The 13,259-nt window shown below is 68.7% G+C and carries 11 protein-coding genes; 7 read left to right on the top strand and 4 right to left on the bottom strand.

Translation table 11 applies throughout. The features are described from left to right. The first annotated feature begins 33 nt into the window (after nucleotides 1-33). Together ACZ5BT_RS05400 and ACZ5BT_RS05395 are read left to right on the top strand one after the other, a co-directional pair. On the top strand, nucleotides 34-618 hold the full coding sequence (locus ACZ5BT_RS05400) for a TRAP transporter small permease subunit (RefSeq protein WP_464885588.1): 585 nt from the start codon (nucleotides 34-36) through the stop codon (nucleotides 616-618). After that, the gene (locus ACZ5BT_RS05395; RefSeq protein ID WP_464885587.1) at nucleotides 619-1,911 is read left to right on the top strand and encodes a TRAP transporter large permease; all 1,293 of its coding nucleotides are present in this window, start codon (nucleotides 619-621) and stop codon (nucleotides 1,909-1,911) included. Nucleotides 1,912-1,956: 45 nt separating this feature from the next. On the opposite strand, the gene ACZ5BT_RS05390 is transcribed toward ACZ5BT_RS05395, so the two are convergent. Further along, on the bottom strand, nucleotides 1,957-2,643 hold the full coding sequence (locus ACZ5BT_RS05390) for a DUF2848 family protein (RefSeq protein WP_464885586.1): 687 nt from the start codon (nucleotides 2,641-2,643) through the stop codon (nucleotides 1,957-1,959). A gap of 75 nt (nucleotides 2,644-2,718) precedes the next feature. Between ACZ5BT_RS05390 and ACZ5BT_RS05385 the strand changes: the two genes are divergently transcribed. Genes ACZ5BT_RS05385 through ACZ5BT_RS05375 form a run of 3 tightly spaced genes read left to right on the top strand, consistent with a single transcriptional unit; the run spans nucleotide 2,719 to nucleotide 7,588 of the window. Continuing rightward, entirely contained in the window at nucleotides 2,719-3,573 is an 855-nt protein-coding gene (locus ACZ5BT_RS05385; protein WP_464885585.1) for a phosphate/phosphite/phosphonate ABC transporter substrate-binding protein, read from the top strand. Nucleotides 3,574-3,584: 11 nt separating this feature from the next. After that, nucleotides 3,585-6,488, top strand: coding sequence for an ATP-binding protein (locus ACZ5BT_RS05380; protein WP_464885584.1), 2,904 nt, complete (start codon nucleotides 3,585-3,587; stop codon nucleotides 6,486-6,488). A gap of 29 nt (nucleotides 6,489-6,517) precedes the next feature. Then, nucleotides 6,518-7,588 (top strand): HD domain-containing phosphohydrolase, encoded by a 1,071-nt coding sequence (locus ACZ5BT_RS05375; protein WP_464885583.1) that lies wholly within the window; start codon nucleotides 6,518-6,520, stop codon nucleotides 7,586-7,588. Nucleotides 7,589-7,625: 37 nt separating this feature from the next. On the opposite strand, the gene ACZ5BT_RS05370 is transcribed toward ACZ5BT_RS05375, so the two are convergent. From ACZ5BT_RS05370 to ACZ5BT_RS05360, 3 genes are all read right to left on the bottom strand, one after another. Then, on the bottom strand, nucleotides 7,626-9,740 hold the full coding sequence (locus tag ACZ5BT_RS05370) for a putative bifunctional diguanylate cyclase/phosphodiesterase (RefSeq protein ID WP_464885582.1): 2,115 nt from the start codon (nucleotides 9,738-9,740) through the stop codon (nucleotides 7,626-7,628). Nucleotides 9,741-9,967: 227 nt separating this feature from the next. Next, a complete protein-coding gene (locus tag ACZ5BT_RS05365) occupies nucleotides 9,968-11,275 on the bottom strand; it encodes an L-fuconate dehydratase (protein WP_464885581.1) in 1,308 nt (435 codons plus the stop codon). Between the two features lie 47 nt (nucleotides 11,276-11,322). After that, nucleotides 11,323-12,252: a carbohydrate kinase family protein gene (locus tag ACZ5BT_RS05360; protein WP_464885580.1), complete on the bottom strand. Its 930-nt coding sequence runs from the start codon at nucleotides 12,250-12,252 to the stop codon at nucleotides 11,323-11,325. A 332-nt stretch (nucleotides 12,253-12,584) separates the two neighbouring features. On the opposite strand from ACZ5BT_RS05360, the gene ACZ5BT_RS05355 reads away from it, so the two are divergent. Next, a complete protein-coding gene (locus tag ACZ5BT_RS05355; RefSeq protein ID WP_464885579.1) occupies nucleotides 12,585-12,821 on the top strand; it encodes a type II toxin-antitoxin system Phd/YefM family antitoxin in 237 nt (78 codons plus the stop codon). Continuing rightward, nucleotides 12,818-13,210: a type II toxin-antitoxin system VapC family toxin gene (locus ACZ5BT_RS05350; RefSeq protein ID WP_464885578.1), complete on the top strand. Its 393-nt coding sequence runs from the start codon at nucleotides 12,818-12,820 to the stop codon at nucleotides 13,208-13,210. Before ACZ5BT_RS05355 ends, ACZ5BT_RS05350 begins: the two co-directional genes overlap by 4 nt. Nucleotides 13,211-13,259: the final 49 nt, after the last annotated feature.

Below are 13,259 nucleotides of genomic sequence, written 5' to 3'. Positions count from 1 at the left end.
GGCGGCAGCGTTTCTTTAAGAAGGAGCGTGCCGGTGCGCGTTTTTGATCGTTTGCTCGACGTTTCGAGGCGAATTTCGCTCTGGGCGGCGTGGTTTGGCGGGGGGTTGCTCATCGTCGCGGTCTTGGTGGTGAGCCTCGAGGTGATCCTGCGCAAAGGGTTTGGCCGCTCGCTCGGGGGCGCGGATGAGATCTCGAGCTACGCGCTGGCGGTGGGCGCGAGCTGGGCCTTCGCTTACGCCCTCTTCGAGCGGAGCCACATCCGGGTCGACGTGGTCTATGCCCGGCTGGGGCCGCGGGTCCGGGCAGTGCTCGACCTGGTCTCGCTTTTGGTCCTGGCGGGGGTCGTCTTCTTGCTCGCCCGCTACGCCTACGACGTTTACGCCACCTCGTACGCCCGGGGGGCCACCGCCAACACCCCGCTCGGGACGCCGCTTTGGTGGCCGCAGGGGCTTTGGTTTTTGGGCCTCGGGTGGTTCTTTCTGGTCAACGTCATGATCTTTTTGCGCAGCCTGATCGCTTTCGCCGCCGGGGACTTTGAGACCCTGGAGCGCCTCGCCGGGTCGCAGGTCCTCGAGGACGAGCTGGAGAGCGTGGCGATTGAGCATGGGGAGGCCTAGATGCTGGTGACCGTCGCGCTTTTACTCCTGCTCGCGCTCCTTTTCCTGAGCGTGCCGGTGGCCGCGGTGCTGTTGTTGCTCGGGCTTTTGCTGAGCAAGTTCTTTTCGCCGCTTCCCCTGGAGATGGCCATGGGGGAGATCGCCTGGTCCACCAACACCGACTTCGTTTTGGTGGCGATTCCCCTCTACGTCCTGCTCGGCGAGCTGCTGCTCCGTTCCGGGATCGCCGCCAAGACCTACCAGGCCCTGAACCTCTGGCTCTCCTGGCTCCCCGGCGGGTTGATGCACGCCAACATCGTGACCTCGGCGCTCTTTGCCGCCACTTCGGGTTCGAGCGTGGCCACCGCGGCCACGGTGGGGACGGTGGCCCTGCCCGAGGCCCGGCGCTACCGCTACGACGAGCGGCTTTTCGCCGGCACCATCGCCGCCGGCGGCACCCTCGGCATCCTGATTCCGCCCTCGATCAACATGATCATCTACGGCTTCCTCACCGACACCTCGATCCCCCGGCTCTACCTGGCGGGCTTCATCCCCGGGGCGTTGCTCGCTTTGCTCTTCATGCTCACCGTGGTGGTGGCGACGCTGCTTCGCCCCGAGCGGGGCGGGGTCCGCCAGGTGCGGCGGATCACGGCCAGGGACCGCTGGCAGAGCCTCGGCCACCTGCTGCCGCCCCTGTTTTTGTTCCTGGTGGTGATCGGGTCGATCTACGCCGGGATCGCCACCCCCACCGAGTCGGCGGCGCTGGGGGTGCTCGCCGCTTTGGGGCTTGCAGCGGCGAATCGCAGGCTTTCGCTCCGCATGCTCGCCACCGCCATCGCCGGCACCATGCGCACCACGGCGATGATCATGCTGATCATCACCAGCGCCTACTTCCTCAACTTCGTGTTGGCCTCGATCGGGCTGACCGATCGCCTCACCGCCTTCGTGCGCGCGCTGGGCTGGACGCCGTTTGAGACCCTGCTCGCGGTCATCGCCCTGTACGTGGTGCTCGGGCTTTTCATGGAGACGCTTTCGATCATGATCACCACCATCCCGGTCATCACCCCGGTGATGTTCGCCCTCGGCTACGACCCGGTGTGGTTCGGGGTTTTGCTGATGATTCTCATCGAGATGGCCCTCATCACCCCGCCCATCGGGCTCAACCTCTACGTGGTGCAGGGGGTTCGCCGGCGGGGCACGCTGCAGGAGGTGATCGTGGGCACGCTGCCCTTCGTGGTGACCATGGCCCTCATGGTGGTGGTGCTGATCGCTTTTCCCCAGCTGGCGCTGTTTTTGCCCCGGCTCTTTTCCTAAGGCCCCGCCCTGGCGAGCGTTCCGGCGGGGGTTCCCAGACCGCGATCAGCGAGCCGGACCCGCCTCGTAGCGCTCGGGGAGGGGGCGCGGGGTGTAGCGGTGGACGATCGAGCGGCCCGATTCCGGGTCGGCAAGACGCAGGGTGACCGGGGCGGGGAAAGCCGGCCAGGGGGCCTGGGCGGGGATGGTGCCGCAGAAAAAGACCCCGCTCTGGCCCTCGGGAATCGCCCGGCGGGCAAGTCGAAGGAGGGCGGGGTAGGGGACGAGCTCGGCCAGTCGCCCCTTTTGCACCGTGCCTTTTGGCGTTCGGGCCTCGAGGACCAGCCCGTCCCAGCGATCGAGCACGGCCTCGACCGGCCAGGCTTCGCTGGCCAGGGGTTTGGGGCAGACGTTCTTGCTCAGGGTGACGTGGTGGGCCTCGAGGGCCCGGTCGGTGTGGTCGCTGCCCACGGTGAGGAAGACGCCGCGCCCCGAAAAGAGGAGCACCGGCTCGACCTCGGGCGTGGTGTGGGGCCCGATGACCGGCACCTGCGCGGCCTGGGTCAGGAGCGGCGGCAGCAGAGGAAAGAGGACGGGGACGGCGGGGGGCGGGGGGATGCCCTGGGCCTCGAGCTCGGCGATGTGAGCCTTGACGGCGGCCTGGTCTCTCCCGGTGAACCCCGCGGCCAGGGCCAGCTCCGGGACGATTGGCAAGCGATCTCCGCCGGGCAGGGAGAAGATGAGCGCCGACATGCCCCATCATATCGTCGGGCAACTGTGTGTTGCCGGCGACATTCGCATCCTGACGGGGGGCTAGGATGGGGGCAAGTGGGGGTGCGGGTGCGCGGGGTTTTTCTGGCGGCGCTCCTTGCCTGGGGTCTGGTTCTGGCAAGGGCGCCGGAGCCGATATTCATCGGCACCACCACCGACGAGCCTTCGGCCTTGCTGAAAGACTACCTTCCCCTCGCCCGGGCCCTCGAGGCCGCGCTCGGGATTGGGGTGCGGGTGATCTTCCCGCAAGACCTGACCGAGGCCCGGGCCCTGATCGAGCAGGGCCGGCTCGATGTCTACATCGACAGCGTCTACCCGGTGCTCGCCCTGGGGCTGGAGCCGATCCTGGTGCGCTGGAAGGGGGGCGCGGCCAGCTACCGCAGCCTGCTGGTGGCCAGCGCCCGAAGCCCCATCGCCGATCTTCCGGCGCTTTCGGGCCGGCGGGTGGGCTTTGAGGAACCCTGGTCCACCTCGGGCTATCTGGTGCCGAGGCTGGCCCTGGAGGCCGCGGGGTTGCACCTGGTGGCGCTGGACTCGCCCCGGGCGCCGGTTCCGCCGGGGACGGTGGGCTACGTCTTCACCTACGACGACGAGAACACGCTCTTTTGGCTCCAGCGGGGGTGGATCGACGCCGGGGCCATCTCCGATCAGGCCTTCCGGGCGCTGACCAAAGGCAGGGCAGCTGGGCTCTTGGTCATCTACCAAAGCGAGCCGATCCCCCGCCACCTGGTTTCGGTGCGACCCGACCTCGATCCAACCCTCGTCCGCCGCCTGAAGGCGGCGCTCCTCGAAATGGACGGCGATCCCGAGGGCCGGCGCGTCCTGCTTCGCTTTGGCCAGACGGCGCGCTTTCGTCCCCTCGATCAAAAGACCGAGCGGTTTCTCGATGAACTGAAACGGAGACTTCCTTGAAGCATCGGACCATGAGCCTCTACCGGAGAATCATCCTCCTCGCCGCCGCGGTCGCCGCGGTGAGCGCGCTTTTGGTTGGGGTGTACGGGGCGCTCTACCTCCGGGGCATGATCCTGGAAGAACGCACCGGTCGGGCCCTCGCCGAGGCCAGGCTGCTCGCCGAGGTCCTCGCCGACCCGGTCTATAACCGCGACCTCCGGCGCATTCGCGAGGTCGTGGGCGGTGTGGGCGATGGCGACCTCCTCGGTATCGAGGTGGCTGACGCCGAGGGAAGGATCATCTTCCGCACCGGCGACCCCGGGGTGTTCCTCGAGGGTGAGCGGATCGGTGGGCTTCCCCCGACGGGCAGCGTGCGGATCGAGCACGCCGGGCGCGTGCTCTCGCTGGTGGTCCCGATCGAGGTGCCGGGGGCGCCGCCCCTCGGCTACCTGCGCCTGGCCGAGGACATGAGCGTATTCAAGGCCTACATCCTGCGGGCCACACTGCGCTTTGCCGGGGCGGGGGTGCTGCTCGCCCTTTTGGCCGGGCTCGTGGGGGGCATGGTGGCGCGGCGGGTGGTGCGCCCGATCGAGGCCCTGGCCCGCGGCGTGCGGCGGCTGGGGCAGGGTGAAGCCGCCTCGCTGCCCACCGAGCGCAAGGACGAGATCGGGGCGCTGGCCCGGGCCTTCTCGGAGGTGTTTGCCAGGACCCGCTACCTGCAGGCGGCGATCGAGCAGGCCCCCACGCCGGTGATCCTCACCGACCGGGACCGCAAGATCTTCTACGTCAACCCCGCCTTCAGCGAGCTCTCGGGGTATGCGCCAAAGGAGGCCCTGGGGAAAACCCCCGAGTTCTTCCGGGCCTACGGCGAGGGGCGCGAGGTGTACCGGGCCATGAACGAGTCGCTGAAGCGGGGCGAGGTCTGGCGCGGGGTGATCGAGAACCGGGGCAAAGGGGGGCGACACTACGTCACCCTGACCACGGTGGCCCCGGTGCGCCAGGGCAACGAGGTCACCCACTACGTGGCCGTCGACGTCGACATCACCCGCCAGCGGCAGCAGCAGGCCGAGCTGCGCGAGGCCCAGGCCTTCCTCGAGGAGCTCGTGGCCAGCGCCCCGGTGGTCATGTTCCGCCGCGAGGGAAAGGGGTGCGAGGCCAGGGTGACCTTCGTGAGCCCGAACCTCCCCCAGCTGCTCGGCTACCCGGTCGAGGCGTGGGTGGGCCAAACCTGGGGCGAGCTGAGCGCCGAGCTGGTCCACCCCGAAGACCGGTCGCGGGTCAAGGCCCGGGTCGACGCCGAGGCGGGCGAGGCCCAGGCCACGATCGAGTACCGGCTGAAGGATGCCGAGGGCCGCTGGCGCTGGGTGCGGGTGAGCACCCGGCGCCTGGCCGAGGGCGTGGTGGTCGGCTTCCTCCTCGACCTCACCCGGGAACGCGAGGCGCGCCAGGCCCTCGAGGCCGCGCTCGCCCAGTCGCGGACCTTCGGGCTCTACGTGGCCAAGGATGGGTCCACCTTCGAGACCTTCGGGCCCCTCGAGGCGGTCACCTGCTATCACGAAGCCGAGCTCGGCCGTTCGCCCGGGCGCTTTTTGAAGGGCGTCATCGAGTACGTCCACCCCGAAGACCGTGAGGCCTTGATGCACGACGCCGATCGGGTCACCTCCGGCGAGGCGGAGGAGGTCGAGACCCTCTACCGCTTCCGCCACCCCAAGAAGGGCTGGCGCTGGCACCGCGCCGTAGCCCGGGGGCGGGGTGAGGCGGTGAGCGTTTTCATCCAGGACGTGACCGAGCTCATCGAGGAGAGGGCCAAGGCCGAGGCCGAAAAGCGGGCCAACGCCGAAAAAACCCTCTTCCTCTCCCGCATGAGCCACGAGCTGCGGACGCCCCTCAACGCGGTGCTTGGGTTTGCCCAGCTTTTGGAGATGGACGAGCTCACGCCCACCCAGCGCGAAGAGGTGGGGCACATCCAAAAGGCCGGGCGCCACCTGCTGGCGCTCATCAACGAGGTGCTCGACGTGGCCCGGGTCGACGCCGAGCGGGTGGCGCTCTCGCTGGAGCCGGTCCTGGCCGAGGACGTGGTGCGCGAGGTGCTCGATCTCTCCGGCCCCATCGCCGCCCAGGCCGGGGTCCGGCTTTCCCCGCCCTCCGGCGAGGGGCTTTCGCGCTACGCCTACGCCGACCGGCAACGGCTGGTGCAGGTGCTGCTCAACCTGGTGACCAACGCCATCCGCTATAACCGCTCGGGGGGCGCGGTTTGGGTCCGGGTGCACGTCGGGGAGGAGACGCTTCGCTTTGAGGTCGAGGACACCGGCATCGGCATCCCCGAGGCCATGCGGGATCGGGTCTTCGAGCCCTTCGACCGGCTGGGCCGCGAGCGCGGTGGCGGCGAGGGGACCGGTCTCGGGCTTTCGATCGCCAAGCGCTTCGTCGAGCTCATGGGCGGCGAGATCGGCTTCGAAAGCCGCGAGGGCGTCGGGACCACCTTCCACTTCGTGCTCCCCCAGGCCCCGTCGCCCCGGGAGGAGCCGGGCGAGCGCGCCCAGGACGACCCGGAGGGGGGCCACGAGCTCACCCTGCTCTACATCGAGGACAACCCGGCCAACCTCCGACTCATCGAGTCGCTCTGCGCCCGGATCGGCGCCGCCCGGATCATCGCCGCCCTCCAGGGCGGGCTCGGGCTGCGGCTGGCGCGTGAGCACCGGCCCGATGTGATCATCCTGGACATGGAGCTCCCCGACATGAGCGGCGAGGCGGTGCTCGCGCGGCTCAAGGGCGACCTCAAGACCCGCGACATCCCGGTGATCGTGCTCTCGGCCAGCGCCAGCCCGAACCGGATCGACCGGGTGCTCTCGGCGGGTGCTTACGCCTATCTCACCAAGCCGCTCGAGGTCAAACGCTTCCTCGAGCTGCTCTCGGAGCTCGGCCGCGGGCGGTGAACGCGGGCCGCTGGCGGCGGGGGGTAGGCTTGGAGTCAAGGGGGTGCACGATCGAGTCCAGGGAGTTTTTACACCAGGCGACCATCTGGGCCGTCGACGATGAGCCCGCGAACCTGCTCCTTTTGCGCCGGATCTTCGAGCGGGAGAAGGTGGTGCGGGTGGAGACCTTCGCCGAGGCCGAACCGATGCTGGATCGGCTTCGGGGGGAAGTTCCGGATCTCTTGCTCCTCGACCTCCACATGCCGCGACTGGGGGGGCTTGAGGTGTTAAAGCGGATTCCGGCGCTGGTGCCGGAGGGGGAGTTCCTTCCGGTGTTGGTGCTGACCGCGGACGCAACCCGAGAGGCCAAGGAGGCGGCGCTCGGCCTGGGGGCCCATGATTTCCTCACCAAGCCCTTCGACCCCTTCGAGGTGGTGCTGCGGGCGCGCAATTTGCTCCGCACCCGGGCGCTGCACCTGGCGCTCAGGGAGGAGAACGCGCGGCTTGAGTCACGGGTGCGCGAGCGCACGCGGGCGTTGGAAGAGGCCATCGCCGAGGTCGAGCGCAGCCACGAGGCGGCGCTCCGCACCATGGGGCTGGTCCTCGAGTACCGCGACTACGAGAGCAAGGGGCACACCGACCGCGTGACCGCGCTCGCGCTCAGCCTGGGGCAGGCGGCCGGCCTCGACGAGGACGCCCTCACCTGCCTGCGCTGGGGCGGGTACCTCCACGACATCGGCAAGGTGGCGATTCCCGACCCCATCCTCCTCAAACCGGGGCGACTCACCCCGGAGGAGTTCGAGATCATGAAGACCCACGTCACCATCGGGGAGGCGATGCTGCGCCAGCTGGGCTTTCTGCCCGAGGCCACGCTGAAGATCGTCCGCCACCATCACGAACGCTGGAGTGGCGGTGGCTATCCCGACGACCTTCGGGGCGAGGCCATTCCCCAGCTGGCCCGGATCTTCGCCATCGCCGACGTCTACGACGCCCTCACCAGCGAGCGACCCTATAAAAAGGCCTGGACCCGGGCCCAGGCCTTGGCCGAGATCGAGGCCCAGTCGGGGCGCCAGTTCGACCCCGAGCTCACCCGGCTTTTCCTGCAGATCATGGGGGCTTAAAGGCCTTGCCGTGGCAAAGGCCACGGCAAGGCCCCTTTTAATAGGTCGGGCGCTCTCCCGAAAGCCAGCGCGCCGCCTTGTGGGGTGGCAGCGGTTTTGCGAAGTAGTGGCCCTGGAAGAGCCGGTAGCCGATGGTCTTGAGCGACTCGATCTGCTCCCGGCGCTCCACCCCCTCGGCGACCAGCCCCATCTTCAGGCGGTGGGCCAGCCGGTGCACGGTGTCGGCGATGGCCGCGTCGCGCTCGCTTTCGGGCAGGTCGCGGACGAACTCGCGGGGGAGTTTGATGAAGTCGAGGGGCAGGTCCTTGACCAGGATCAGCGAGGAATAGCCGGTGCCGAAGTCGTCGAGGGCGAGCTGGACCCCGGTGGTCTTGAGCTTTTCAAAGAGGACGGTGCGGTCGGTGCTGAAGATCGCCCGCTCGGTGAGTTCGAGGACCAGCCCCCCGGGGGGGATCTTCGCGGTGGCAAGGGCGCCCTCGAGGAAACTCAGGAGTTCCGGCTCCTCAAAGGAACGCGGCGAGAGGTTGACGCTCACCCGGGCGGAAAGGCCGGCCTTTCGCCACTCCACGATCTGTTCGATGGCCTTTTCCAGGACCAGCCGGTCGAGGGGCCAGGCGAGCCCGATCTCCTCGGCCAGGGGGATGAAGACCGAAGGCGGCACCTTCCAGCGGGCCAGAGTCTCGAGGAAAACCAGCCGCTCGGGCGGGGCCACCACCGGTTGATAGTCGAGCTCGATCGCCTTTTCATCGATCGCCCTCCGCAGCTCGGCCTCGAGCTCGAGCCGGCGCTTGAGCGCCAGGTCGCTCTCGGCGTCGAAGAAGGCGATCCGGCGTCGGCTCTCCTTGGCCTGGTACATGGCGATGTCGCCCTTGCGTAAAAGTTCCTCGAGGGTGGCGCCGTCTTCGGGGAAGAGCGCCACTCCCATGCTGGCGTCAAGGGAGAAGGTCCGCTCGCCGACGTTGTAGGGGCGGGCCAGAGCCTGGTAGAGCCGGGCGGTGATGCGCCCCAGCACCCCCGGGTCCTCCAGGAGCAACAGCAGCGCGAACTCGTCGCCGCCGACCCGGGCCACGAGGTCGCGGGTCCGGGTGGCGGAGAGCAGCCGGAGCGCGGCCTGCCTCAGGACCTCGTCGCCGGCGTGGTGGCCCATGGTGTCGTTGACCTCCTTGAAGCGGTCGAGGTCCACGAACACCAGCGCCGCCTTCTCCTCGCGCTCGCGGGCGTGGGCGAGCATCGCCCGGCCCCGGTTTTCAAAGCCCCGCCGGTTGAGGATGCCGGTGAGGGGGTCAGTGAGGTGGAGGAGCATGAGCTCGTCCTCCAGCCAGAGCCGCTCCAGTGCCTGCCCCAGCGTGCGCGCGGCCTCCTCGAGCGGCACCGCCGCCTCGCCCCGGAAGGCCAGGGGGTCTTCGGCGGCGACCACCAGGGTGCCAAAGGCCTGGTGGCGCACCCGGATGGGGGCGGCCGCCAGCGCCCGGGCGCCGAGCGTCCTGGCCAGCGCGACGATGGGGTCGCCGTTGTTCGCACTCCGCCCGCTCTCAACCAGCCGCCCGGAGCGGAGGGCCCGGGCGGCGAGGGTTTTTTCCCGCAGCTCCTGGATGAGCTCGGCCTGGATGCGGTTGCGGCCGTTGGTGAACTCGAGCCTCCATACACCGTCTCGGCGCTGGAAGGTGAGATGCCCCTGCTTCACCGCCCAGGCCGAAGGTTCGGGCCCCAGCTCGTCGCTGGTCCAGATCATGGCCAGGGCGTAGCCCCCCTTGTCCACCGCTGCCCTGACCGTGCCCTCGAGGAGCTCGCGCTCCTGGTTGGACACGGTGGCGAGCTCGCCGATCGAGGCCAGAAAGGCGAGGGCGCGCGATTGCGAGGCCATGGCCTCGATCCGCCCCCGAATCCAGCCGGTGGCGGCCGGGACCGCGGCGGTGAGCGCGGTCCAGAGCCAGAGGAAGGCTTCCTGCTGGGTTTCCGGAAGCGGCTCGGGAACTTTGAGGGGCGAGGCGATGGCCCAGGCCAGGGCCGAGGCGACGAGGCCCAGCACCAGCCCAAGATGGGGGCGGATGCAATAGCCCATCATCCCCAGCCCCAGCGCCCCGACGAGGAAGGCGCCGTTGCCCAGGCTGGCCTCGAGCCAGCCAAAACGGGCGATGAAGATTGCGGTCAAGATGGCCCCAGCGAGAAACAGCCATCTTGGACCCCGGTCCACCACCAAACCACCTCCTCAAAGTGGCGTGGCGCAGCGTGCCTTGCCCCATATTAATGCACTTTTTTCTTCTGCTCCGCTGAATTGATAAAAATATGAGTCTCATTGTATGGAGCCGCGGCTACGGGTCGGCCCGGCGACTGGGGCACCGGCAAGGGGCCGGCCGGGCCCTGGGCCTGGCGGGGGCTTCAGCCTTCGCGGGCTGCTCTCCAGTACTCCCCGTCGGGGTAGGCGTAGGTCCGGAGCGACGATGCCTTCATGGTGATGCTGTAGCCGGGGGCGGTGGGCACGGTGTACCTGCCATCCTTGATCCGTGCCGGGTCGAGGAAGTGCTCGTGCAGGTGGTCGACGTACTCGATGAAGCGCCCTTCCATCGATCCGGAAACGGCGATGTAGTCGAAGATCGAGAGGTGCTGGACGTATTCGGAAAGGCCCACGCCGCCGGCGTGCGGGCACACCGGGACGCCGAACTTCGCCGCCAGCAGCAGGACGGCCAGCACCTCGTTGACCCCGCCCAGCCGGCAGGCGTCGAGCTGGCAAAACCCCATGGCCCCGGCCTGGAGGTACTGCTTGAACATGACGCGGTTGGCGACGTGCTCGCCGGTGGCCACCCCGGTGCCGCTCCCCCTGAGGGCGAGGGCGATGGCCCGGTGCCCCAGGATGTCGTCGGGGCTGGTGGGCTCCTCGATCCACAAGGGGCGGTAGGGGAGCAGGGCCCGGCTCCAGCGGATGGCCTCGGGGACCTCCCAGACCTGGTTGGCGTCCACCATCAGCACCCCCTCGGGCCCGATGATCTCTCGCGCCAGCGCCAGCCGCCGGAGGTCGTCCGCCAGGTCGCGGCCCACCTTGAGCTTGAAGGCGCGGAAGCCGGCCTCGAGGGCTTTTCGCAGGCGGGTCCGGATCTTCTCGTCGGGGTAGCCGAGCCAGCCGGCGCTGGTGGTGTAGGCGGGGTACCCCTCGCGCCGGAGGCGGGCCTCCCGCTCTTTTTTGGTCGGCTCCAGGCGCCGGAGCATCTCGACGGCCTCGGCCGGGGTGAGGGCGTCGGTGAGGTAGCGGAAGTCGATGCAGCCGATCACTTCCTCGGGGCTCATGTCGGCGAGGAGCTTCCACAGCGGCTTTTGCTCGCGCTTGGCCCACAGGTCCCACACCGCGTTCACGACGGCGGCGGTGGCCAGGTGGATGACCCCCTTTTCCGGGCCGAGCCAGCGGAGCTGGCTGTCGCCGGTGAGGCCGCGCCAGAAGGCGGCCATGTCGGCGGTGAAGGTCGAAAGGTCGTGGCCCACCACCCGGGACGCGAGCAGCCTGGCGGCGTCGGCCACCAGCTCGTTGCCGCGCCCGATGGTGAAGGTGAGGCCGTGGCCCTCGAGGTCCCCGTCGGTTTTGAGGATGACGTAGGCGGCGGAGTAGTCGGGGTCGGGGTTCATGGCGTCCGATCCGTCGAGCTCGAGCGAGGTGGGGAAGCGGACGTCGAGGACTTCCGATTCGACGATGCGCATGCGTGGCTCCTTGGTGAAAGACCTGGCTGCCGTTTTGCCTCAGTGGCCTAGGGTTTTCCCGCTTCCACCTCCTTTTGCCAGGGCGGGTTGGCACCGGCGCGGGTGCACGAGATCGCCGCCACACGGTTGGCGAATTCGAGCGTGGCCCGAAGCCTCTGGCCCAGGGCCAGAAGGCCGGCCCGGCTGAGGGCGCTGTGGCGCCAGAGCCAGGCCAGAACGCCCGAGGTGAAGGCATCGCCGGCGCCCACGGTGTCGACCACCGAAACCGCGGGCGTGTCGGCGGACCACCGGCCTCGCTCGGTGATCGCGAGCGAGCCCCGCTGGCCCAGGGTGACGATCACAGCGGCGGGGCCGAGGCTGAGCCACGACGCGGCGGCCTCGAGCGGGGCGCGGTTCGGGGAGAGCCAGGCGAGGTCCTCGAGGCTCACCTTGACCAGGTCGGCCATGGCCAAAAGGGCGTGCAGCCGCTGGAGGTAGCGATCGCGGTCAGGGATTAGCGCCGGCCGGACGTTGGGGTCGATCGAGATCAGCCGGCGTCCCGCTTCCCGGCGGACGAGGGCCTCGAGGGTCGAGGCCACGGGTTCCACCGCCAGCGCGAACGAGCCGAGGTGCAAAGCCGCGCCCTCTGGCAGGGTGTCCGGGAGATCATCCAGCTCGAGCTGGCGGTCGGCCGCGCCTTCGCCGTAGAAGGCGTAATCGACGCCGTCTTCCCGGATATGGGCGAAAGCCAGCGTCGTCGGCTCGTCGCCTCTCGCGACGTACCCGGCGTCGACGCCGTTTTCCCTGAGGTGTTTTAAGAGGCCTTCCCCGAAGCGGTCTCGGGAGATCCGGCCCAAAAACGCCACCGGCACCCCCAGCCGTCCGAGGCCGATGGCCACGTTGTACGGCGACCCACCGGGGTGGGGCAAGTACCCGGAGCGCCCCTGGCAGTTTGCCGGGGTGAAATCCATCAGCGCCTCGCCGGCGACGACGATCATTTCGACGCTCCCTTGAAGGCCACCCCGGCGTTTCGGCATTGGGCGCGGTCACAAAGGGGCGTGAAAATCCGGGCCGTTTTCCGTACCAAGAGCGCGCTCAAAGTCAAGAGGCGCGGCTTTGTGATCATTTCTTGCCATGATACCACCGGGGCGCCTCGCGAATGAAAGGGCCCGGTGTGGCGCCAGGAAGGCGCTTTGCCCGGAGGGGCCGCAAGCTGCTTCGAATCGGTGCCAGAAAGATAATGCTTGCGAAAATCGTTTTCGCGGGTAACGGGTAGTGACCCTTGCCCGCCGCTTTGACTTAGCTAAGAGTTTAGCTATACACTTAGGGCATGAGCAAGAAGGTCAACGTCCACGCCGCCAAAACCCAGCTCTCCCGCCTGCTCCAGGAAGCCCTGCTGGGTGAAGAGGTGATCATCGCCCGGGGCGGCGTGCCCGTGGCCCGCCTGGTGCCGGTGGAACCGACGCCGGCGAAGCGCCAGCCGGGCAGCGCCAAAGGCGAGGTGTGGGTGGCGGAGGATTTCGATGCGCCTCTGCCTGAAGAATTGGCCCGGGAGTTCGGACTGTGAGCCGGCGGCTCCTCCTCGACACCCACGCCTTCCTGTGGTGGATCAGCGATGATCCCAGGCTTTCCCGACCTGCCCGCGAAGCCATCGCCGACGGCAGGAACGCGGTTTTTCTGAGCGCCGCGAGCGCCTGGGAAATGGCGATCAAATCAGGGTTGGGGCGCCTTCGCCTTCCCGAAGGCCTCGAAGCGTTCCTGGCGGAACAACTCCGGGCGAACGGGTTCAAGCCCCTTCCGGTAACGCTGTCCCACGCCCTGGCCGTGCGCCAGCTGCCCGACCACCACAAGGACCCTTTCGATCGAATGCTCGTGGCCCAGGCGATACGGGAAGACCTCACCCTGGTGAGCGGTGACGCCGAAATCGCCCGCTACCCGGTGCCCCGCCTCTGGTGACCTCGGCAGCCACCCCACATGGGCGACCCCAGGCCAGAAAACATCACCC

It is taken from the genome of Vulcanithermus mediatlanticus (assembly GCF_055385885.1).
This window is presented reverse-complemented; position numbering and strand designations above follow the sequence as displayed.